This is a genomic window from Novosphingobium lindaniclasticum LE124, assembly GCF_000445125.1.
Lineage (GTDB): Bacteria > Pseudomonadota > Alphaproteobacteria > Sphingomonadales > Sphingomonadaceae > Novosphingobium > Novosphingobium lindaniclasticum.
Genome location: NZ_ATHL01000100.1, coordinates 93,039 through 114,118, shown reverse-complemented (window position 1 = coordinate 114,118; position 21,080 = coordinate 93,039). Strand labels below are relative to the sequence as shown.

The 21,080-nt window shown below is 64.5% G+C and carries 20 protein-coding genes and 1 other RNA gene; 11 read left to right on the top strand and 10 right to left on the bottom strand.

All coding sequences use genetic code 11. The features are described from left to right. The first annotated feature begins 121 nt into the window (after positions 1 to 121). The 6 genes from L284_RS40190 (at position 122) to mmsB (ending at position 6,253) form a co-directional block, all read left to right on the top strand. Positions 122 to 1,615 (top strand): CoA-acylating methylmalonate-semialdehyde dehydrogenase, encoded by a 1,494-nt coding sequence (locus tag L284_RS40190; protein ID WP_021235038.1) that lies wholly within the window; start codon positions 122 to 124, stop codon positions 1,613 to 1,615. A gap of 98 nt (positions 1,616 to 1,713) precedes the next feature. Continuing rightward, on the top strand, positions 1,714 to 2,193 hold the full coding sequence (locus L284_RS40185) for a hypothetical protein (protein WP_021235037.1): 480 nt from the start codon (positions 1,714 to 1,716) through the stop codon (positions 2,191 to 2,193). 30 nt (positions 2,194 to 2,223) lie between these two features. Beyond that, positions 2,224 to 3,381, top strand: coding sequence for an acyl-CoA dehydrogenase family protein (locus tag L284_RS40180; protein WP_021235036.1), 1,158 nt, complete (start codon positions 2,224 to 2,226; stop codon positions 3,379 to 3,381). Between the two features lie 41 nt (positions 3,382 to 3,422). Beyond that, positions 3,423 to 4,487, top strand: a complete 1,065-nt coding sequence (locus tag L284_RS40175; RefSeq protein ID WP_031342694.1) for an enoyl-CoA hydratase/isomerase family protein — start codon at positions 3,423 to 3,425, stop codon at positions 4,485 to 4,487. Further along, positions 4,484 to 5,266: an enoyl-CoA hydratase-related protein gene (locus L284_RS40170; RefSeq protein ID WP_031342693.1), complete on the top strand. Its 783-nt coding sequence runs from the start codon at positions 4,484 to 4,486 to the stop codon at positions 5,264 to 5,266. Before L284_RS40175 ends, L284_RS40170 begins: the two co-directional genes overlap by 4 nt. Before the next feature lie 117 nt (positions 5,267 to 5,383). Next, positions 5,384 to 6,253: a 3-hydroxyisobutyrate dehydrogenase gene (mmsB, locus tag L284_RS40165; RefSeq protein WP_021235033.1), complete on the top strand. Its 870-nt coding sequence runs from the start codon at positions 5,384 to 5,386 to the stop codon at positions 6,251 to 6,253. A 153-nt stretch (positions 6,254 to 6,406) separates the two neighbouring features. On the opposite strand, the gene L284_RS40160 is transcribed toward mmsB, so the two are convergent. The 5 genes from L284_RS40160 to L284_RS40140 are packed head-to-tail and all read right to left on the bottom strand — an operon-like array spanning position 6,407 to position 9,301. Further along, positions 6,407 to 6,628, bottom strand: a complete 222-nt coding sequence (locus L284_RS40160; protein ID WP_021235032.1) for a hypothetical protein — start codon at positions 6,626 to 6,628, stop codon at positions 6,407 to 6,409. A 1-nt stretch (position 6,629) separates the two neighbouring features. Continuing rightward, on the bottom strand, positions 6,630 to 7,184 hold the full coding sequence (locus L284_RS40155) for an NUDIX hydrolase (protein ID WP_021235031.1): 555 nt from the start codon (positions 7,182 to 7,184) through the stop codon (positions 6,630 to 6,632). Further along, positions 7,181 to 7,864 (bottom strand): TPM domain-containing protein, encoded by a 684-nt coding sequence (locus L284_RS40150; protein WP_021235030.1) that lies wholly within the window; start codon positions 7,862 to 7,864, stop codon positions 7,181 to 7,183. Before L284_RS40150 ends, L284_RS40155 begins: the two co-directional genes overlap by 4 nt. An 11-nt stretch (positions 7,865 to 7,875) precedes the next feature. After that, a complete protein-coding gene (locus L284_RS40145; RefSeq protein ID WP_021235029.1) occupies positions 7,876 to 8,691 on the bottom strand; it encodes a TPM domain-containing protein in 816 nt (271 codons plus the stop codon). A gap of 4 nt (positions 8,692 to 8,695) precedes the next feature. Continuing rightward, positions 8,696 to 9,301 (bottom strand): LemA family protein, encoded by a 606-nt coding sequence (locus L284_RS40140; protein ID WP_021235028.1) that lies wholly within the window; start codon positions 9,299 to 9,301, stop codon positions 8,696 to 8,698. A gap of 186 nt (positions 9,302 to 9,487) precedes the next feature. Between L284_RS40140 and mscL the strand changes: the two genes are divergently transcribed. After that, positions 9,488 to 9,913 (top strand): large conductance mechanosensitive channel protein MscL, encoded by a 426-nt coding sequence (gene mscL, locus L284_RS40135; RefSeq protein WP_021235027.1) that lies wholly within the window; start codon positions 9,488 to 9,490, stop codon positions 9,911 to 9,913. Between the two features lie 57 nt (positions 9,914 to 9,970). Then, positions 9,971 to 10,338: a transfer-messenger RNA gene (gene ssrA, locus L284_RS47545) on the top strand. A 126-nt stretch (positions 10,339 to 10,464) separates the two neighbouring features. Here ssrA and L284_RS40130 read toward each other — a convergent pair. Beyond that, positions 10,465 to 10,758, bottom strand: a complete 294-nt coding sequence (locus L284_RS40130; RefSeq protein WP_040713755.1) for a hypothetical protein — start codon at positions 10,756 to 10,758, stop codon at positions 10,465 to 10,467. Positions 10,759 to 11,123: 365 nt separating this feature from the next. Here L284_RS40130 and L284_RS40125 point away from each other — a divergent pair, with 365 nt between their 5' ends. Both L284_RS40125 and L284_RS40120 read left to right on the top strand, forming a co-directional pair. Beyond that, positions 11,124 to 13,253: a malate synthase G gene (locus tag L284_RS40125; protein WP_031342689.1), complete on the top strand. Its 2,130-nt coding sequence runs from the start codon at positions 11,124 to 11,126 to the stop codon at positions 13,251 to 13,253. A gap of 136 nt (positions 13,254 to 13,389) precedes the next feature. Further along, complete coding sequence (locus L284_RS40120; RefSeq protein ID WP_152524704.1) at positions 13,390 to 13,737, top strand: hypothetical protein; 348 nt, start codon at positions 13,390 to 13,392, stop codon at positions 13,735 to 13,737. A 1-nt stretch (position 13,738) separates the two neighbouring features. Here L284_RS40120 and rsmA read toward each other — a convergent pair whose 3' ends face one another. The 4 genes from rsmA to L284_RS40100 form a co-directional block, all read right to left on the bottom strand. Further along, positions 13,739 to 14,578, bottom strand: a complete 840-nt coding sequence (gene rsmA, locus L284_RS40115; protein ID WP_031342688.1) for a 16S rRNA (adenine(1518)-N(6)/adenine(1519)-N(6))-dimethyltransferase RsmA — start codon at positions 14,576 to 14,578, stop codon at positions 13,739 to 13,741. Next, positions 14,575 to 15,621 carry a 4-hydroxythreonine-4-phosphate dehydrogenase PdxA gene (gene pdxA, locus L284_RS40110; protein WP_021235022.1) on the bottom strand — a complete coding sequence of 349 codons (1,047 nt, stop codon included), beginning with the start codon at positions 15,619 to 15,621 and terminating at the stop codon, positions 14,575 to 14,577. The genes rsmA and pdxA overlap by 4 nt, the downstream gene beginning before the upstream one ends. 20 nt (positions 15,622 to 15,641) lie before the next feature. Further along, positions 15,642 to 17,009, bottom strand: a complete 1,368-nt coding sequence (locus tag L284_RS40105) for a peptidylprolyl isomerase (RefSeq protein ID WP_021235021.1) — start codon at positions 17,007 to 17,009, stop codon at positions 15,642 to 15,644. A gap of 192 nt (positions 17,010 to 17,201) precedes the next feature. Next, the gene (locus L284_RS40100; RefSeq protein WP_021235020.1) at positions 17,202 to 19,505 is read right to left on the bottom strand and encodes an LPS-assembly protein LptD; all 2,304 of its coding nucleotides are present in this window, start codon (positions 19,503 to 19,505) and stop codon (positions 17,202 to 17,204) included. Positions 19,506 to 19,599: 94 nt separating this feature from the next. On the opposite strand from L284_RS40100, the gene L284_RS40095 reads away from it, so the two are divergent. After that, a complete protein-coding gene (locus L284_RS40095; RefSeq protein WP_021235019.1) occupies positions 19,600 to 21,063 on the top strand; it encodes a leucyl aminopeptidase in 1,464 nt (487 codons plus the stop codon). Positions 21,064 to 21,080 lie beyond the last annotated feature (17 nt).

The following is a 21,080-nucleotide window of genomic DNA, read 5'->3' as shown; positions in this document are numbered from 1 at the left end:
TTGCGGCTGCAAATGTGCAGCCACCGATGGCGTATTTTCAGCTTGCCTGCAAATCGGCGCGAGACCACCTAACGGGAAAGCGCACCGCGAGTGCCTGCGAAAATACGTGAAAGGATGAGGAATGCGCCTGATTGACCATTTCGTAGTCGGCGGAAGCGGCGGTTCGGCCGCGCGTCTGGGCGACGTCTTCAATCCCAGCACCGGGCAGGTCCAGGCGCAAGTCCCGCTTGGCGACAAGGCACTGCTGGATCGTGCCGTGGCGACGGCGCAGGCAGCCCAGGTCAAATGGGCGGCCACCAACCCGCAACGCCGTGCCCGTGTGCTGTTCAAGTTCAAGGAACTGATCGAGCAGAACATGCAGTCCCTCGCCGAACTGCTCGCCTCCGAGCACGGCAAGGTGGTGGACGATGCCAAGGGCGACATCCAGCGCGGGTTGGAAGTGGTCGAGTTCTGCTGTGCCATCCCGCATATGCTGAAGGGCGAATATACGCAGGGCGCTGGTCCCGGCATCGACGTCTATTCGCTGCGCGCTCCGCTGGGCGTGGGGGCGGGTATCACGCCGTTCAACTTCCCGGCGATGATCCCCATGTGGATGTTCGCTCCGGCCGTGGCCGTGGGCAACACGTTCATTCTCAAGCCGTCCGAGCGCGATCCTTCGGTGCCGAACCGCCTTGCCGAACTGTTTCTGGAAGCCGGCGCGCCCGAGGGCGTGCTCCAGGTCGTTCACGGCGACAAGGAGATGGTCGATGCGATCCTCGATCATCCGGGCATTGCCGCTGTCAGCTTCGTCGGCTCGTCCGACATCGCGCATTACGTCTATTCGCGCGGCGTCGCTGCCGGCAAACGCGTGCAGGCGATGGGCGGCGCCAAGAACCATGCCATCGTCATGCCCGATGCGGACATGGACCAGACCGTCAACGAGATCATGGGCGCCGCCTATGGCTCGGCGGGCGAGCGCTGCATGGCGCTGCCGGTCGCGGTTCCGGTGGGTGACGAGACGGCCGATATCCTGCGTGAAAAACTGGTCGCCGCGATCGACAAGCTCAAGGTCGGGGTGTCCCACGATCCCGAAGCGCAGTATGGCCCGGTCGTCACGGCGCTGCACAAGCAGAGGGTCGAGGACTGGATCCAGACCGGTGTGGACGAGGGCGCCGAACTGGTGGTCGACGGGCGCGGATTCTCGCTGCAGGGGTACGAGGACGGCTTCTTCGTCGGCCCCTCGCTCTTCGATCACGTCCACACCGAGATGCGCGCCTACAAGGAGGAGATCTTCGGCCCCGTGCTCCAGATCGTCCGCGCAAAGACCTTCGAGGAGGCGGTGGAGCTTCCCTCCCGGCACCAGTATGGCAACGGCGTCGCCATCTTCACCCGCAATGGCCATGCCGCGCGCGAATTCGTGCAGCGCGTGCAGGTGGGCATGGTCGGCGTGAACGTGCCGATTCCGGTGCCGGTCGCCTACCATAGCTTCGGCGGCTGGAAGCGCTCGGCCTTCAGCGATCACAACCAGTACGGCATGGAAGGCGTGCGCTTCTGGACCAAGGTGAAGACGGTCACCCAGCGCTGGCCGGACGGCGGCGCGGGAGACAGCGCCTTCATCATTCCGACCATGGGGTAACGTGAGGGGAGGAACGCGAAGGGCATTCGCAATGCGGGCGGAACAGGGTACGGATCGCGGGTGTTTGTTTCGAACGCTCGCAGAAAGGACGTCTTACGATGATGAAGATCGGGAAGGCCCTCGGATCCACCGTCGTTGTTTCGATATTCGCCCTTGCCCTGGCGGCCTGCTCGAAGGAGCCGGCCGGCCCCACCGCGCAGCCAACCGAGGAGGCTCTGCCCGAACCTGCAGCGTCGGTCGCCATCGAGCCAGCGGCCGTGCCAACGGCTATTCCGGCCGTTCTGCAGGGGCGCTGGGGGATCGTCGATGCCGATTGCACCAGCACGAGGGGGGACGCCAAGGGTCTGCTGACGATCGATGCCGATACGCTGAAATTCTACGAATCGGCTGCCACGCTCGGTGCGATCCAATCTGGATCCGCCAGCGCGCTCAAGGCGAGCTTCGCTTTCACGGGTGAAGGGCAAAGCTGGAATCTGGACGTCGCGCTGTCCTCTCCCGATGGCGGCAAGACATTGATCCGCAAGGATACCGGCCCGGATGCAGCGCCCGGGACGCTGACTTACAAGAAATGCCCCTGAGGCATCCCATCGTACCTGACAGGGACAGAGATGAGCCAAGAGTTACAAGCCGGGCAATTTGGCCTGACCGAGGACCAACTCGCGATCCAGGAGACCGCGCGCAAGTTCACCGCCGACCGCATAACGCCCTACGCCGCCGAGTGGGACGAGAAGCACCACTATCCCGTCGATGTCTGGAAGGCCGCCGGGGAACTCGGCTTCGGGGCGATCTACGTGTCCGAGGAAAACGGCGGCATCGGCCTCGGCCGTCTCGACGCGGCGCTGATCATGGAGGCCATGTCCTACGGCTGCCCGGCGACCAGCGCCTATATCTCGATCCACAACATGGTCGCCTGGATGATCGACCGGTTCGGTGACCAGCAGCTCAAGGATCGCTATCTTCCCGACCTCTGCTCGATGGAGAAGATCGGCTCCTACTGCCTGACGGAGCCGGGTTCCGGCTCGGACGCGGCGGCGCTCAAGACCTCGGCCCGGCTGGACGGCGACCATTACGTGCTGAACGGCACCAAGCAGTTCATCTCCGGCGGCGGCTACAACGACGTCTATGTCGTCATGGCCCGTACCGGCGAGCACAAGTCGCGCGGAATATCCTGCTTCGTGGTGGACAAGGACACGCCCGGCGTTTCCTTCGGTGCGCCCGAGAAGAAGCTCGGCTGGAACGCTTCGCCGACCGCGCAGGTGATCTTCGAGGGTGCCCGCATCCCGGCGGAGAACCGGGTCGGGGCCGAGGGAGACGGCTTCAAGTTCGCCATGGCCGGGCTGGACGGCGGACGCCTCAATATCGGCGCCTGCTCGCTGGGCGGCGCCCAGCGCTGCCTGGACGAGGCGATCCAGTACGTGAAGGATCGCAAGCAGTTCGACCAGCCGCTTGCCGATTTCCAGAACACGCAGTTCCGGCTCGCGGAAATGGCTGCAGAATTGGAGGCGGCCCGCGCTCTGCTCTATCTCGCCGCGGCCAAGGTCACTGCCGGTTCTTCCGACAAGACCCGCTTCGCTGCCATGGCCAAGATGATGGCCAGCGACACGGGCTCTTCCGTCGTCGACCGCGCGCTGCAACTTTTCGGCGGATACGGCTATCTTCGCGACTATCCCATCGAGCGCTTCTGGCGCGACTTGCGCGTCCATCGTATCCTCGAAGGCACCAACGAGGTCATGCGGATGATCATCGGCCGTGACCTCCTGAAGTAAACCGGCCTGAACTGAAAACCGCGCCGAGGCAAAGGCAGGACATGACCATGGATACCGACATTCTCGCCGCCGAAATTCTCACCCGCCGCGAGGGCGGGGCGGGCGTGATTTCGCTCAATCGTCCCAAGGCCATCCATGCCCTGACGCTGGGCATGTGCGAATCGATGAGCCTTTCTCTCGCCGGCTGGGCAGCCGACAGCGAAGTGAAGGCGGTGATCATCGAGCACAGCGAGGGGCGCGGCTTCTGTTCGGGCGGAGACATAAACCTGCTGCGCCGGTCCGCACTGGAAGATCAAGGCGCGGAAGGTCGCCGCTTTTTCCTGGCCGAGTATCAGCTCAACCATCAGCTTTTCACCTACCCCAAGCCCGTGGTCGCGTTCATGGACGGCGTCACCATGGGCGGGGGCGTCGGCATTTCACAGCCTGCGCAGTTCCGAGTGGCGACCGAGCATACGCGTTTCGCCATGCCCGAAACCGGGATCGGCCTGTTTCCTGACGTGGGCGGCGGCTGGTATCTTTCGCGCCTTGAGGGACGTCTCGGTCAGTTCCTCGCGCTCACCGGTGCGCGGCTGGACGGTAGCGAATGCCTTTGGGCGGGCCTTGCCACGCATTATCTGCCAAGCGAGGCTCTGGCGGAAGCCAAGCGCCGTATCGCTGCCGGGCATGAGATCGGCGGCGTGCTGGGGGCGCTGTCCGTCAAGCCGCCCGAGCCCAAGATCGCGGCTCACGAGGCCCAGATCCGCAAGCACTTCGCGGGCGACACGCTGGAGCAGGTGCTATCGTCCCTGGAAGCTGACGACAGCGAATGGGCGGTGCGTGAACTCGCTACCTTGCGCACCAAGAGTCCGCAGGCCTGCAAGGTCGCGCTGCGACAGCTTGCCACGTCGTCGAGGCTGGTCAGTTTCGAGCAGAACATGGCCATGGAATATCGCATCGCCAGCCGCGTGCTGGTGCTGCCGGACTTTGCCGAGGGCGTGCGCGCGGTAATCGTCGACAAGGACCAGGCGCCGCAGTGGAATCCGCCGACGCCGGAAGGCGTCACCGACGCGATGCTGGACGCGATCTTCGCGCCGCTCGCCCCAGAAGAGGAATGGAAGCCCCGATGAGCTACGAGACGATACTGGTCGAGAAAAAAGGCAATGTCACTCTTATCACGCTCAACCGGCCGCAGGCGCTCAATGCGCTGAACTCTAGGGTCCTCGAAGATCTGATCCAGGCGTTCGCAGCGTTCGAGGCAGACCGCACGCAGGGCTGCGCCGTGTTGACCGGCCTGGGAGAGAAGGCCTTCGCCGCTGGGGCCGACATCAAGGAGATGGTCGATAAAGCCGGTGCGGAATTTTACGCGCAGGACTTCTTCGCGGGTTGGACAAGCCAGATCGTCAAGACCACGCGCAAGCCGTGGATTGCCGCAGTAAACGGCTTTGCGCTCGGCGGCGGTTGCGAACTGGCGATGATGGCGGACTTCATCATCGCCTCCGAGAATGCCCGGTTCGGCCAGCCCGAGATCAAGCTGGGCGTCGCTCCCGGCATGGGCGGTTCGCAGCGCCTGGCGCGTGCGGTAGGCAAGGCCAAGGCCATGGACATGTGCCTCACCGGCCGAATGATGGATGCGGCCGAGGCCGAGCGCACCGGGCTCGTCAGCCGCGTTGTACCGCTGGATCAGCTTCTCGCCGAAGCGCTGGCGGCTGCCGAAGCGATCGCCGCAATGCCGCCCCTCGCCGCGATGATGAACAAGGAAATGGTCAACATGGCCTTCGAAACAACGCTCGACACCGGCCTGATCCTGGAACGCCGCATGTTCCAGGTGCTCGCGTCGACCGAGGACAAGGCTGAAGGCATGGCCGCGTTCGTCGAAAAGCGCCCCGGCACGTGGAAGGGCCAGTAAGCCGGCGCGAGACCTTGGCGGGCCAGGCGGTCATACGAGCAGCTTGATGTTGGGAAGTTCAGTCCCGGCTCAAGCCGGGGCAGCGGGCGTGTGCCCGGTAGATTGGGAGAGAACGTCATGAAAATCGCTTTCATCGGTCTTGGCAACATGGGTGGCGGCATGGCCGCGAACTTGGTCAAGGCGGGCCACGCGGTGAATGCTTTCGACCTCTCTGCCGAGGCCTCGGCCAAAGCCGCCGAACACGGCTGCGCCCCTTTCGGCACGGTGTCCGAAGCGGTCGAGGGCGTGGACGCGGTGGTGACGATGTTGCCCAACGGTGCGATCGTGCGCGCGGTCTATACAGGGGAGGTTTTCGCCAGGGCCCCCAAGGGTGCGCTCCTTCTCGACTGCTCGACCATCGACCTCGCCACTGCGCGCGAAGTGGTGGAACTGGCTCATGAGGCGGGGTACGAGATGGTCGACGCACCGGTGTCCGGAGGCATCGCGGCGGCCAATGGCGGAACGCTGACGTTCATGGTCGGTGGTAGCGAAGCGGCGTTCGAGCAGGCCAGGACTGTACTCGAACCGATGGCCAAGGCGGTGATCCACGCCGGGGAGACCGGTGCGGGGCAGGTCGCCAAGATGTGCAACAACATGCTCCTGGCGATCCACATGATCGGCACTTGCGAGGCCCTGGCCCTGGCCGAGAAGGCGGGCCTCGATCCGCAGACCTTCTACGACATCAGTTCCAAGGCCACCGGCTACTGCTGGTCCCTCAACGACTATACCCCGATGCCGGGCGTCGGCGCGAACAGCCCGGCAGACAACGGCTATGCCGGCGGCTTCGCCTCTGCGCTGATGCTGAAGGATTTGCGGTTGGCCATGGCGGGAGCCGAGGCATCCGGCGCCAAAGTGCCGATGGGCGAACACGCCACCCGGATCTACGAAGCCTTCGTGGAAGAGGGCAATGGCGGAAAGGATTTCGGAGCGATCTTCACGACGCTTTGAGGCAAGGCGGGCGCACCGAATGGTGCAGGGCGCAGCATCGACAGTATTGGCGAGGACAGGGGGCTAGAGCGGTTTCCGATCCGACTGCTTCGGATCAGCCACTCTGACTTTCTGGTTTGACGCATTTTTCGAGTTATCAGGTGGTCCATCCGATTAGAAAATCCTCTCAGCGCGCCTGTTTTCCTCTTCCATCACTCTTTCCAGAACGAACCGCGGGACCCGCATCCCCTTGGTCCGGCTCGTCAGGTGATATTGTCGACACAGTCCGCAGCGATAGGGCCGCAGCACGATTGTCGCTTTCGCCACCACCTCCAGCGCGTCCGCCTCGCTCACATAGCGCCGCTTGCGCCGGCAGACGCCGAAGCGGGTGCGCATGTCAGCCCAGCAACCGTGCGCCAAGGAGTATCAGCAGCTTGACGTCCATCGCATAGCCCTCCGCACGCCAGTGCGCGATGGACCGTTCGATGTCGGCAAGCGGTACGCGGCGGACGACGATGTCCTCGCTATCCACGCCGCCGCCTTCGCCCACCTTTACAAGATCATGGGCGCGAAACAGGGTGAAGCTTTCGCTGACCATGCCAGGCGAAGAATGAAATTCGCCGAGGTTTTCCATGCGACCGGCGTGATAGCCGGTTTCCTCTTCCAGCTCACGGGCGGCAGCGACGCTGGCGTCCTCGTCGGCAATGTCGTCATTGTCGCCGACGAGGCCCGCCGGAAGCTCGATGCAGCGCTTGCCGAGCGGCACCCGGTACTGGTCCACAAGAATGACGTGATCTTCTGCATCCACGGCGAGGATCACGGCGGCGCGAATGCCGCGCGCGCGGCCGACGTATTCCCAGCGTCCGCGTTTGCGGGCTGTGATGAACCTGCCCTGCCACATGACTTCTTCAGGCGCGTCGGCATCGGCGGGAAGGATATTGGTATCGCTCATATTTCGATCAGCCGGTCTGGAAGTTCGTTGACGTCGTCATGAGCGCGGGGGAAGTGTTCTGCAAGGATCGCCCCGACTTTGCCGACGGCGACGACCATGCCGTCGGCTATGCGCGCCTGCCCGACATGGGCGAGCATGGCCGACATCGCCTGGCCCCAGACGTCCGGGTCCACCTTCGCCGCTATGGCGCGGTCGGCGACGATCTCGGCGCGGTGTTCGCGCATGGAGAGGTAAATGAGGACGCCGGTGCGGCCGGTGGTGCGCTGCTCGGCGCCGATGCGAAAGGCCCTGACCGCATGGGCGTGAACGCGCATGGTCTTGATCCGAGGCGGGATCAGCCAGAACTTGAGCGGCTGCCACATCTGGAGCAGCAGCATCGCGCCGAACTTGACGGCGGCCACGCCTGCGGCAAGCCCGACGATCATGCGTGGGCTCCATTCGTGGCCCCAGTCCGCAAGCAGGCGCTCGTAGAGGTCCATGTAGAAGCCGGGCGCCATGACGAGCGCGGCGAGGGCAAGGAACGCCACGATAGCGGACCAGGCCAGCGCCACGTCGGTATATCCGTCCGAGCGGTCGGCCAGCACGGTGACGATTTCACCCGCGCTGTGCATTTCCGCTTCGCCCACGGCGGCGCTGATCCGTGCGTGATCCTCTTCCGAGAGGTAGACCGGTGATGGCATCGTCTGTTCCCCTACCAGCTGCCGCTCGCGCCGCCGCCGCCGAAGCTGCCGCCGCCGCCCGAGAAACCGCCGCCGCCTCCGAAGCCGCCGCCACCGCCCCAGCCACCACTGCCCCAGTGGTCGTCGTCGTCGTTCCCGAAGCCGCCCGGCATCCAGATGATCGGTCCACCGAAGCCGCCCCGGCGACGCCCGCCGCCGCGCGCCTCGTTGATCATCGGTAGCACGACGAAGAAAACGATGATGACAATGAAGACGATCGTGCCGATCGGGAAGCCCCCGCCGTTCCGCTTGCGCGAGGCATCGGCGTCCGCCGCGACCTTGCGGGCTTGATCCGGGGGCAGGGTAAGCTGTTTGACCAGCGCGTCTGTGCCGGCTGCGATGCCGCCGGGATAATCGTTGGCCTTGAAGCGGGGCAGGATATCGTTGTTGATGATGAGGAACGAGAGACCGTCGGTCACGATCGGTTCGAGGCCGTAGCCGACCTCGATCCGCACCTTGCGCTCGTTCGGCGCCACGATCAGTAGCGCGCCGGTGTTCTTGTCTTTCTCACCGATGCCCCAGGCGCGGCCAAGCTGGTATCCGTAATCCGAAATCTCGTAGCCTTGCAGGCTTGGAAGGGTGACGACCACCAGCTGCCGGCCCGAGTTCTTTTCCAGGGCGTCCAGCTTCTGGGTAAGCTGGGCAGCCTGTTCGGGTTTGAGCAGCCCGGCCTCGTCGACGACGCGGCCGGTGAGTTTCGGAAAAGTAGGCTCGGCAGCTGCCTGCTGGGCAAACAGCGCGCCGAGGGCCAGCAGGATGACCGCCAGGACGGCCTGGAGACGGATCACGTTATCAGATCTTGCCTTCGAGGTTCGGCGCGACGTCAGCACCCGGCGTGGCGGCCTGATAAGGAACCAGCGGGTCCGCACCGCGCAGCTTGGCGCCGATCATCGTCGGGAAAGTCCGGACTTCGGTGTTGTAGTCCTGCACGGAAGCATTGTAGTCGCGCACGGCGACGCGAATGCGGTTTTCCTGCCCTTCGATCTGGGTCTGCAGCATCTGGTAGTTCACGATCGACTTGAGGTCCGGATAGCGCTCGACGCTGACCAAGAGGCGCGAGAGGCTTTCACCGAACTGCGATTGCGCGGCCTGGAACTGCTGCATCTTGGCGGGATCGTTCAGGTCCTGAGCATTCACCTGGACGCTGGTCGCCTTGGCGCGCGCTTCGACGACGCCGGTGAGGATTTCCTTCTCCTGCGTCGCGGCCCCCTTCGCCACGGCGGCGAGGTTCGGCACGAGATTTGCGCGCTCCTGGAAGGCCGCCTGCACGTCAGCCCACTTGGCCTTGGCGGCTTCCTGCTTGGTCGGAACCGAGTTGAAGCCGCAGGCCGCCAGCGACAGCGCGGCCGCCAGGGCCAGCACGGCGCGGCTCTTGCGGGCCAGGTTGGAAAGGGACATGCGTGATCCTCCTGATCGGCAAGACCGTCAGGGTCCTGCCTCTTGCCAGATAGATAGCAGCCGTCCGGCCTGGTTCAAGAACCGTCTTACTGTGCACGTTCCACCGCTATCGATTGTTAGCTGACGTGCGATGTGGCAGTTTCCGCCGCCGGCCATGAACCGTCCAGGATCTAGGGGAAACCAGCCATGCTTCAGGAATTCAAGACTTTCATCGCGCGCGGGAATGTGCTCGACCTTGCCGTCGGCGTCATTATCGGCGCCGCGTTCGGCAAGATCGTCTCGTCGCTGACCGAAGACGTCATCATGCCGTTCATCGGTCTGATTACCGGCGGCATCGATTTCAGCAACATGTATATCGTGCTGGGCTCGATCCCGGCCGGCTATTCGGGACCGATGACGTACCTGGACCTGAAGAAGGCGGGCGTCGCGCTGTTCGGCTACGGTGCTTTCATCACCGCCGTGATCAATTTCCTGATCCTCGCCTTCGTGATCTTCCTGATCGTGCGTCAGGCCAATCGCCTGCTGCCGAAGAAGGAAGAGGCTGCAGCCCCGACCGGACCCACCGAGGTCGAACTGCTCGCCGAAATCCGCGACGCGCTGAAAAAGACCTGAGCCCACAGGCTTTGTTCCACAGGGACATTCCCTATCGAAGGGGCGGGCTGCATCCCGCCCCTTTTCATTTCCGCGCGGCGCCTTATATGAGGTCTCGCCGGTTTCGATCGGCTATGATGATAAACTGCGCCGTACAATAGGCACAGCGGACCCGGGGGCGGTACCCGGCGGCTCCACCATCACCCGTCCTGCCTTCGGGCCGGGCAACCCTGTTGTCGCAGGGGTGATGACGGGGCCGAACTAGGATCGACGTGTGTTGAAAAGCGGTGTTTTCATTCGGGCTGAGTAACCCGTTCAAGGCTCAAAACTCACAAGTGCCAACGACAACGAAGCACTCGCTCTCGCCGCGTAATTCTAGGGCCTAACGGCCTGACGTTACAAAGCTAAAGCGCGGTTGGACCCACCGGGCAACAGAAGGGATTCCAGGGGCCCGGGGTGAGCCTTGCAACAGAATCACCCCACCTTCCTTCAGCGTCGAACAATAAAGCGGCCTGCAATTTGGCGTCCAGGCGTCTTCCCGGACATCTGTTCCGCTGAGTGAAGCCGCCGAGTTAGGCGAGGTCGGGCTTTGTGCCGCTCGACCGATCGATTTCGGATCCATTTTCGTCGGCAAGTCGCGCTGAAGCCTGTTGCGCCTGCTCGAACTTGAGGCAGTCCAGGATCTTCGCACCCGCCATGAAGACAGCGCCGGTGCAGGCGAGGAACAGCAGCTTCCCGCCCCATCCAGGAAAGCGCGTGAGATAGGCGCTGCCACGCTCCACCGCCCCGAGGGCGAGAGCATAGATGATCATGAAGGCCTCCCAGCGCGTCTTGATCACGAACAGGCGGCTGATCTTTTGGAGCATTCCCATCCTTTCGGCCGTCTCAAGCCTGGTTTCCGGAGCCTTGAGCCTGAACCAAGCGGCACGGTTGCCGACCGCGGGTTCCTTGCTGGAACCGCCCGGCAGGTCGCCAGTTCCGCTTGTCAAGCGACCGGCGCAATCTTCTATGTAAGTGCTTCCGGCGCAAGAGTAAGCTGATCCGACACGGTACCACTTTGGGACTAAGCCGCTTCGGCTGCCGTACAGGTGTCGGCTGAGCCGTCGTTCGCATTTGCCATGTCCCTAAGGATGAGGCATATCGTGGCGATCCTCCCCAGGACAGTCTTGAACAGATGTCACGTCGCCGCGGGCCTATATGGCCGATGCGCGCGCATGGAATGCGAGGAAAGATGACGGAAAGAGTTGAACGATCGGGCCTGCGTGTCGACGCTGCACTTGCGCGATTCGTCGAGGATCAGGCCTTGCCGCCGATCGGGCGGGAGGCGGATCGGTTCTGGGCCGACTTCGCCTCGCTGGTGGCGGACCTGGCGCCGCGCAACCGGGCGCTGCTCGAACGGCGTGACGCCTTGCAGGTCGATATCGATGCGTGGCACCTGGAACGGGCGGGGAAACCGATAGACTCATCCGAATATCAGGCGTTCCTGCGAGAGATCGGCTATCTGGTGCCGGAACCGGACGATTTCACGATCGGCACGCAAGGGGTAGATCCGGAGATCGCGACCATGGCCGGTCCGCAACTCGTCGTCCCTGCGCTCAACGCCCGTTTTCTGCTTAATGCTGCCAATGCCCGCTGGGGCAGCCTCTACGATGCGCTCTATGGCACCGATGCGCTCGATGCCGCGCCGGCCAGCCGTGGCGGATATGATGCCGCCAGGGGCGCAGCCGTCGTCGCCGAGGGGCGACGCTTTCTCGACAAGGCTTTGCCGCTTGCTTCGGGAAACTGGGCGGATCTGGAAACCATCGACGCGATCCTGGCCCAGCCGAACCAGTATGTCGGCCGGACGCGACGTGGGCGGCTCTACCGGTCTAATGGCCTGGGAATCGAGATCGTGCTGGATCCCGCCAGCGAAGTTGGCCGATCCGACCGCCTCGGCATTGCCGACATCGTCCTCGAAGCCGCGCTCACCACGATCGTCGATCTCGAGGATTCGGTCGCGGCAGTCGATGCGCGGGACAAGCTCTCCGCTTACGCAAACTGGCTGGGCGTCATTCGCGGGGATCTGTCCGAGACTTTCGAGAAAGACGGGAAATCGCAGACACGTGCCTTGGCGAGCGACCGGGAAATCACCACGCCATCAGGAGAGCTGCTTCAACTTCCGGGACGCAGCCTGCTGTTCGTCCGCAATGTCGGTCATCTGATGACCAATCCCGCGATCCTGCTGCCGGGCGGGTCCGAAATACCCGAAGGCATCCTGGACGCAGTCGTCACCAGCGCGATCTCCGCACGGGATGTCCTCGGCCTGACCCGCTTCGGCAACAGCCGCACGAAGTCGATCTACATCGTCAAGCCGAAGATGCACGGGCCCGAGGAATGCGCCTTCACCAACGACCTGTTCGACCGGACGGAGGATCTGCTGGGATTGCCGCGCCATACCATCAAGGTTGGGGTGATGGATGAGGAGCGGCGCACTTCGGCCAACCTCTCGGCCTGCATCCATGCCGTGAAGGACCGCATCGTCTTCATCAATACCGGTTTCCTCGATCGCACCGGGGATGAGATCCATACCTCGATGCGGGCGGGGCCGATGATGCGCAAGAATGCGATCAAGGGCTCGGGCTGGATTGCCGCTTATGAAAAGCGCAATGTCGCGATCGGCCTCAAGCACGGGCTTTCGGGCGTTGCGCAGATCGGCAAGGGCATGTGGGCGGCACCCGACCGAATGCGCGAGATGCTGGAGCAGAAGATCGCGCATCCGCGGACCGGGGCGAACACCGCCTGGGTACCGTCTCCTACGGCTGCGACCCTTCACGCCATGCATTATCATGAGGTCGACGTGTTCGCCCTGCGCGAAGCGATGACGGACACCGACATTCCCGGACTCGATAGGCTTCTGGAGGCGCCCCTCGCCACGGGGGCGAACTGGTCCGAAGAGGAAGTTCGCGACGAACTCGACAACAATGCGCAGGGCCTGCTGGGCTACGTCGTGCGCTGGATTGACCAGGGCGTGGGCTGTTCGAAGGTTCACGACATCGAGGATGTCGGCCTGATGGAGGATCGCGCTACTCTACGCATTTCCAGCCAGCACATGGCGAACTGGCTGCTGCACGGCGTCTGTACGAAGGAGCAGGTGCTGGACTCGTTGCAGCGCATGGCGGCGAAGGTAGACGTGCAGAATGCCGGAGATCCGCTTTACCAGCCGATGGCCCGGCATTGGGAAAGCTCGTTTGCATTCCGAGCCGCCTGTGATCTCGTCTTCAACGGCGTCGAGCAGCCAAACGGCTATACCGAACCGCTGCTGCATGCCTGGCGTCGCAGGAAGAAGGATGCCGCGCAGCGGAGCCTTTTCGTAGAAGTCTGACTCTGCGATTAACTTTAATTTGATCTATCGCGCGTTAAGCACTATCCGGAGGATTGTTCGCTAGGGGGGCCCGGCGTTGAAGAGAAATCGAATCGAACGTGCCGCTGGGCACGCCATACCCGGCAACTCCAATAGCGTGCCGGACCAAGAATTTTCCGAAGCAGGTGACCACGCGAAAGTAGTGCGCCTGGAAGAGGCTCGCGCGGCGCGCGATGCTTCCGGTTCGGACAAGGGGGCGGATGACGGGGTCTTGCCGGTCGGGCTGGCGATCGAAGCGATGCGCTTTCGGCGGGAGCCCGGTTTCGCCGGTCTGCTGGCGTCCGACGGCCCTTGGGCGGGCCGCCTCGTTCAGTTCGCGATCATGGCGATCGGCGTCGCCGTCGCCATCTGGGCCGTATCGCAGATGGCCGAGCCTGGTCTGGGGGCCGGCGAGAAACTGGAACAGTCTCAGTCGATATCGGCCGGTAGCGTGCCCGGCCAATAACTCACTTCCGCGTCAGCGCCCGGCCCACGCTGACGAATTCTTCCACGGAGAGAGTTTCCGCACGGCGCTGCGGATCGATGCCCAGGCCCTCGAGCGCGTCGAGCGCGCCGGGCACACCTTTGAGGCTCTGCCGCAGCATCTTCCTCCGCTGACCGAACGCGGCTTCCGTGACACGCTCCAGCACACGCATGGATACGCCTTCCGGCGCTTCGCCGGGCTCGACGTGAACGATGGCGGACATGACTTTCGGCGGCGGCGTGAACGCGCTGCGGTGAACCTTCATCGCCAGCTTCGCCTTCGAGCGCCACTGCGCCAGCACCGCAAGCCTGCCGTAAGCCGAAGTATCGGGATCCGCGATGATGCGGCGAGCCACTTCCTCCTGGAACATCAGGGTCAGCGATGACCACTGCGGCGGCCAGGCTTCGCCCGAGAGCCAGCCGGTGAAGAGCGCCGTCCCCACATTGTAAGGCAGATTCGCGACGATGGCATAAGGGCCGTCGAACAAGTCGGCAGGCGAGATCTTCATGGCATCGCCCTCGATGACCTTGAGCTTGCCGGGGAAGGCGGCTTCCACTTCCGCCAGAGCGGGCAGGCAGCGGCGATCCATCTCGATGGCGGTCACCCGCGCTCCGGCGCGCAGCAGTGCGCGCGTAAGGCCGCCGGGGCCGGGGCCGACTTCGAGAACCTGCTTGCCCTCCAGGCTCCCGGGTATGGCGGCGATCCGGTCGAGCAACTGCTCGTCGAACAGGAAGTTCTGGCCCAGCGCCTTGGACGCCGAGAGGCCGTGCCTGGCAATGACCTCCCGCAGCGGCGGCAATTGGGACGACAAGGGGGATGTCATGCGGAAATCTCCGGCAGTAGCCTGCGCGCGGCGCATTCTCCGGCCATGCGGATGGCGGCGATGGTGGCGCCGGCGCTCGCGACGCCTTGTCCGGCGATGCTGAAGGCGGTGCCGTGATCCGGCGACGTTCGTATAATCGGCAGACCGAGGGTGACGTTCACGCCGGCATCGAAATCCAGCGTCTTGATCGGCACCAGGGCCTGATCGTGATACATGCAGAGGGCGACGTCGAAGCCGTCGCGCTCATGCGCCGCGAACAGCGCGTCGGCGGGGTGAGGGCCGGTAACCGCAAGCCCTTCCGCAGCGAGCGCGGCGATGGCGGGTGCGATCGTCTCGATCTCCTCGCGGCCCATGCGTCCATCTTCACCGGCATGCGGATTGAGGCCGGTGATGGCGATACGGGCCGGGGAAAGGGCAAAGTCGCGGCGAAGCGCCTGCGCGACGATACGGGCCTTTCGCTCGATCAATGCGCGGGTGATCAGTGCCGGAACCTGGGCCAAGGCGACGTGGACGGTCAGCGGCACGGTCCGCAAGTTGGGACCGGCGAGCATCATCACGGCATCGCCATGGGCGATGCCGCAGGCATCAGCCAGAAACTCGGTCTGGCCGGGCTGGGAGAAGCCGATCTCCGCCAGTTTCGACTTGGCGACAGGCCCGGTGACGATGGCGCCCGCCTTGCCCGAGAGCACGACCTCAACGGCGCGCGTCAGCGAGTGGAGTGCCAGCGCGGCCCCGGCAGGTTCCGGCCTGCCGAACGTCACGGCGGCATCTTCATCGCCGAGCACGGGAAAAGCCCGGGCGAACACCGCTTCCGCTTCTTCCGGTAAGGATATGCGAGCGACCGGCAGATCGATGCCGCGCGTGCGCGCGGCTGCCTTGAGGACTTCGGCGCCGCCTACCGCGAAGAACGGCGGCAGCCCGGCCTCATGCCGGCCTACCCAGGCCTGGGCGAACAACTCGGGGCCGACGCCTGCCGGATCGCCCAGGGAAATCGCCAGAGGCGGAACCGCGAGGGGCGGCGCGCCTTCCGTAGTGGCCGCCATCGTGCCGCCCCCCTCTATCGTCAGTTGTATTCGATGACCGCGTCGCGACGAAGGTCGCGCAAGTACATCTGCGCGCGCTTGTTGACGCGATCGTCTTCCAGCTGGGCCATGACCTGATCGAAGTTCGGACCGGAATCGACCTGCGGATCGTCGCGGCCGCAAAGCATCAGGATCCGCACGCCTTCCGTCAGCGAACCGAAGGGGGGCAAGGTCTCGCCCGGCGAGAGGTTGAGGATGGAAGCCTGGATCGGGCCGGGCAGGTCCCGCGCCTTGACCTGGTCGTTGGCGACCACTTGCGCGCCGATGGTGGCGGCGACCTTCTCGACATCGCCGCAGCCCTTGGCCGTCTTCATGGTCTTGGCGAAGTTTTCCGCGCGCGCGTTGGCCTGCGCCTCGCTAATTCCCTTCGGGAAGTCGAGCGAGATCTGCTTCAGCGCCAGCACGGCATCGCGCGGATCGGCGGTGAGGACCTGCCGCTTGTCGATCAGGTAGACGATGTCGAAACCGCCAGGGATCTCGATCGGTCCGGCAAGCTGGCCGGGCTGCATGTCGCGCACGGCAGCCGAAACTTCTCCGGGCAGCTGGCCGAGCCGGACCCAGCCGAGATCGCCACCGACCGACGCGGTGGAGGCCTGGGAATACTGGCGCGCATAGGCCACGAAGCTGCCGCCCTGACGAAGCTGTTGCATGATCTGGTTGGCGTTGGCGGCCACCTGCTGCTGCGATTCCGGGGTCGAGGCGAGATAGATCTCGCCCAGACGATATTCCTCGGTACCCTTCGACGCCTTGAGACGATCGATCACTTCGTTCACTTCATCGTCCGAGACGTTGATGAACGGCTGCACGTTCCGCTGCAGCAAGCGCTGCCAGGACAGTTCGCCGCGGATCTGGCGCTTCAACGAATCCGGCGAGGAGCCGACGCGCTTGAGATAGGCGTCCATCGCCTGCGTGTTCTGGTTGAAGTTCTGCGAGGCGACGCGGGCGTAGGACTGGTCCACTTCGGCATCGGCCACGGACACTTCCACGGCCTTGGCTTCTTGGATCTGCAGGGTTTCGTCGATCAGGTTGCGCAAGACCTGAAGGCGCAGGCGCTTCTGTTCTTCTTCGCTGATCTTGCCCTGGTTGGCGGCGAGGATCAGGGCCAGGCGCTGGTCGACATCGGTGCCGGTGATGACCGAGCCGTTCACCACGGCCGTGGCGCGGCGCATGTTGGGATTGTCGTCGCCGAAGATCTTCACGTCGTCGGGGATGACGATCTCGCCTTGCGGCGCGGACTGGGCGAAAGCGGCATTGGCCGCAAGCGTCGCCGCCCCGGTGCCGCAGGCGGCCAGGACGCCGCAGGCAAGAGCGGCGCGCTTGATGAACGTGTTGCGTTGGATTGCTTTCACCTTGACCTATATCCCGTATTCGACCCACTCGGCCGATGCCGCTGCGATGGAGAACTTCGCCGAGGGACGCATCCCGCCCCTATTGTCGGCTCGCGGCTTAACCGAAACTGAGCACGTCCGATAGCCGCTTTGGTGCGGTGTGCCAACGACGGCGGCTCCGCCCGTCGTCGCGGCCTTGCATCACGGAGAGCCTCACCACGCGCCGATGTTCTTGAGCGCGAAGCCGAGCTGGAACGAGTTGCCCTTGCGGGCGTCGCCGAAGGTCACGTAATCGCGGCGCCAGGTGAACGAGATCTGGAGGCAGTCGTCCTCGTAGGCCATGCCCAGGCGAGAGCGCAGGGGCTGGAACCCGTCCGAGCCATAAGTGGGATCTTCGGCGCGGTCGGTCAGGTTGACCACGGCGGAGCCGAACAAAGACCAGTAGTTCGCGAAAGCGACGCGGCCGGCGGCGCGAACTTCCTCGCGATCGCGCAAGTCCTCGATCCCCATGGCGATATCGCGATTGAGCTTGGTGTAGCCGAATTCCAGATAGGTCTGGTTGTTGCCGAGCGAGATGTCGAACTCGTTGCGGCGAACCGCCAGCGTGTCCTTGTCGACGCGGTATCGGTGGATGATGTTGAAGAAGTTGCGGTAGCGGACTTCCGTGCGGCCGACGATGTCCGACGTCTTGCTGGCAAGACCAGTGCCGTCGGGCAGTATCGACGGCTTGTTGCTGAGCCGGATCGACTGCCCGATGGTGGATTTGATGCGCCAGCGCGGCCGCTCGAACATCCAGTCGACGCCGTAGGTGAAGCGCACGCCGTCTTCGAAGCGGTCATAGCCGGGGAAGCGGTTGAGTGCGAAGAGGTTGGAGTCCTCAAGCTCGATCGCCCGCGAATCCTCGTTCGGGATCGCAAGGTTCTTGATCTTCGGCGCGGCGACCAGCTGGACGCGGGGCGTCAGCACCTGGCTGCCGCCGAAGACCTGTCCGACCAGAGGCCATTTCACGTCCACCGCGGCCAGCGCTATGCCGCGTCCTTCCCAGCCGGCCTGTCCGCGGTAGAGCGCGGTCGGCGTCAGGTCGTTCTCATCCGAATGGTAGACGTCGCCGCGCACCAGCCCGGTCAGGGTTACCTCCTGGCCCATGCCTGTGAGCTTGCGAAGAGACCACTGCGTCGCGGCGAACGCGCGCTGGGTGTCCTGCCCGTCAACGCGGGTGAGAGCCATCGTATTGACCTGAGTCTCGATCCTGCCGCCCAGCAGCGGCTCGTCGAACCGGTGACGATAGTCCAGCACCGGCAGCGCCACCGGGATCTGGCCCTGGTTGCGGCTCGATTGCAGGGTCTGCGTGGCATAGCCGGCGAAGGAGAAGTAGCTGTCCTGGCCGATCCGCTCCAGTTCCACCGACGAGCGCAGGCGATCGTCACGCGAGATGTCGTAGCGGCGCACGAAAGTGCGGTCGGTGGCGCGGCGGATCGAGGCGGTGACGCTCCAGTTCTCGTCGAGCTGGAACTTGCCGTTGGCGAAGACATAGCCGCGGAAGGCGCGTTCGCGGTTCGGGTCCGGGTTGTTGCTGTTGATCGGGATGCGGTTGCTCGAGGTCGCGTAACCGGTGATCTGATAGGCGCCGATATCGGTAAGCGCGCGGTACTGGAACGAGGCCATCGGCGCCGCCTTGGTATAGGCGTGAAGCGAGCCGGTGAGATCGCGGTTGTCAGCGATGCGCCAATAGTAGGACTGCGCTACTTCGATGCCGTTCGACGGGCTGGACCGCAAGTCCGGCACCAGGAAACCGGAAACCGCGCCGCCATTGGTGCTGACGGAGAGGCCGAACAAGGGAAGTTGCACCGCGCCGAACAGCTCCAGCCGGGCATCGCTGAAGCGGACGCGGTTCTGCGTCTCGCTGTAGACGACCGTCTTCGCCACCACCCGCCAGGTCGGCTTCTTCGGGCAACCCTCGTCATTTTCCACAGCGCAGCCGGTATAGGCGGCACGCTGGAGGACGACGTCGCCATTGGCGATCCGTTCGCCCTTGTTCGCGGCCAGGCGGCCGCCCTGGCGCATCACGAGAAGCAGGTTCTCCATCATGCCGGTCTTGAGTTCGTCGGTCAGCTCGACGCTTTCGGTATAGAGCTGGTTGCCGTCCTGATCGACCATGCGGACATTGCCGCTGCCCAGGATCTGCCCCGTTTTGCGGTTCCAGGTCACCTTGTCGGCGCGAACGGATTGTCGGTCCTTGCGCAGCACGACATTGCCCGTGGCAGTTACGAACTCGTCGTTCTGGTCATATTCGACGGTGTCCGCCTCGAAGGCGATCGGCACTTGCGTATCGGTCGAAGGGGGCGGGGCGGCAGGCGCGCCTTCGATCGGGCCGGTGTCCACGGGACGCGAAAGGTCCTGCGCGACCGCCGGCGAAGGCAGGCCGAACGCGGCGATTCCAAGGGCGATCGCGCTCAGCGATACGGGTCGCAAGCGGCGGATAGGGGCTTGCAGCAAGGTCGGCGCGGCAGGGAGCATCCCTTGCCTATCGCACCGCCTGTGCCTAACTGCAATCCGCTGTTGCGGCGAAGCGCACAACATCGGCGCTCGCCCACGTGATTCAGGAGATCTCATGAATATCCAGTTCCTTGACGCTGCTGCCGCCGCCTCGGCGCGTCTCGTTGCCCGCTTCGTGAACCAGGATTCGATTCCCGCCGATATCGAGCCGGTTCTCGTGGAAGGCGCCAAGGTCTCGCGCTTCACCGGCAAGGCCGGACAGATCTTCGAAGGCTTCGTCGAGCGTGACGGCAAGACCGTGCGCGTGGCGCTGGCCGGCATCGGCGCGGCCGACGCGGCGGATCGCAAGAGCGCGATCGAGCGCGCCGGCGCGGCCGTTGTCGGCAAGTACCTGACTTCGGGCGAGACGGCCGTCACGCTGGACCTGACCGGCGCAGGCCTCTCGGCTGACGAAGCGGCAGCTGCGCTGCTCGGCGCGGTGCTGCGCGCATGGCGCCTCGACACCTACCGCACGAAGCTGGCCGACGACGCGAAGCCCAGCCTTGGGGACATCGCCGTAGTCGGCGCGCCGGAAGGCACCGAGGCGGTCTGGGCGGTCGAGCAGGCGATCGTGGCCGGCGTCTCGTTCACCCGCGAACTCGTGACCGAGCCGGCCAACGTGATCTATCCCGAATCCTTCGTGGCCCGTGTCGAGGCGAAAGTGGCGGGCAGCGGCCTCAAGGTGCGCGTGCTCGACGACAAGGAAATGGCCGAACTCGGCATGGGCTCGCTGCTCGGCGTGGCGCAGGGATCGGTGCGTCCTGCCCGTCTGCTGGTCATGGAATGGCTCGGCGGCACGGCGGGCGAGGCCCCGGTCGCCTTCGTCGGCAAGGGCGTGACTTTCGACACCGGCGGCATCTCGATCAAGCCGGCGGCCGGCATGGAAGACATGAAGTGGGACATGGGCGGCGCCGGTGCGGTGGCTGGCACCATGCTCGCTCTGGCGCTGCGAAAGGCTAAGGCCAATGTGATCGGCGTCTGCGGACTTGTGGAAAACATGCCCGACGGCAATGCCCAGCGCCCCGGTGACGTCGTCACCTCGCTGTCCGGCCAGACCATCGAAGTGATCAACACCGATGCCGAAGGCCGTCTGGTGCTCTGCGACGCGCTGACTTGGGTGCAGCGCGAGTACAAGCCCGCCAAGGTCATCGACCTTGCGACGCTGACCGGCGCCATCCTCATTACCCTTGCGCACGAATACGCGGGCCTGTTCTCGAACAACGACGAGCTTGCCGCGCAGCTCACCGCCGCCGGCGACGCTTCGGGCGACCGCCTGTGGCGCATGCCCATGGGGCCGAACTACGACAAGATGATCGACAGCCCGATCGCCGACATCAAGAACGTCGGCCCGCGCTTCGGCGGCTCGATCACGGCAGCGCAGTTCCTGCTGCGCTTCATCGAGAACGACACCCCCTGGGCGCACCTCGACATTGCCGGAACCGTGTGGACCGACAAGCCGGGGGCGACCTGGGACAAGGGCGCTTCCGGCTTCGGCGTGCGCCTGCTCGATCGCTTCGTCCGCGACACTCTCGAAGCGTAAGCCGAACGGCAGGGCCG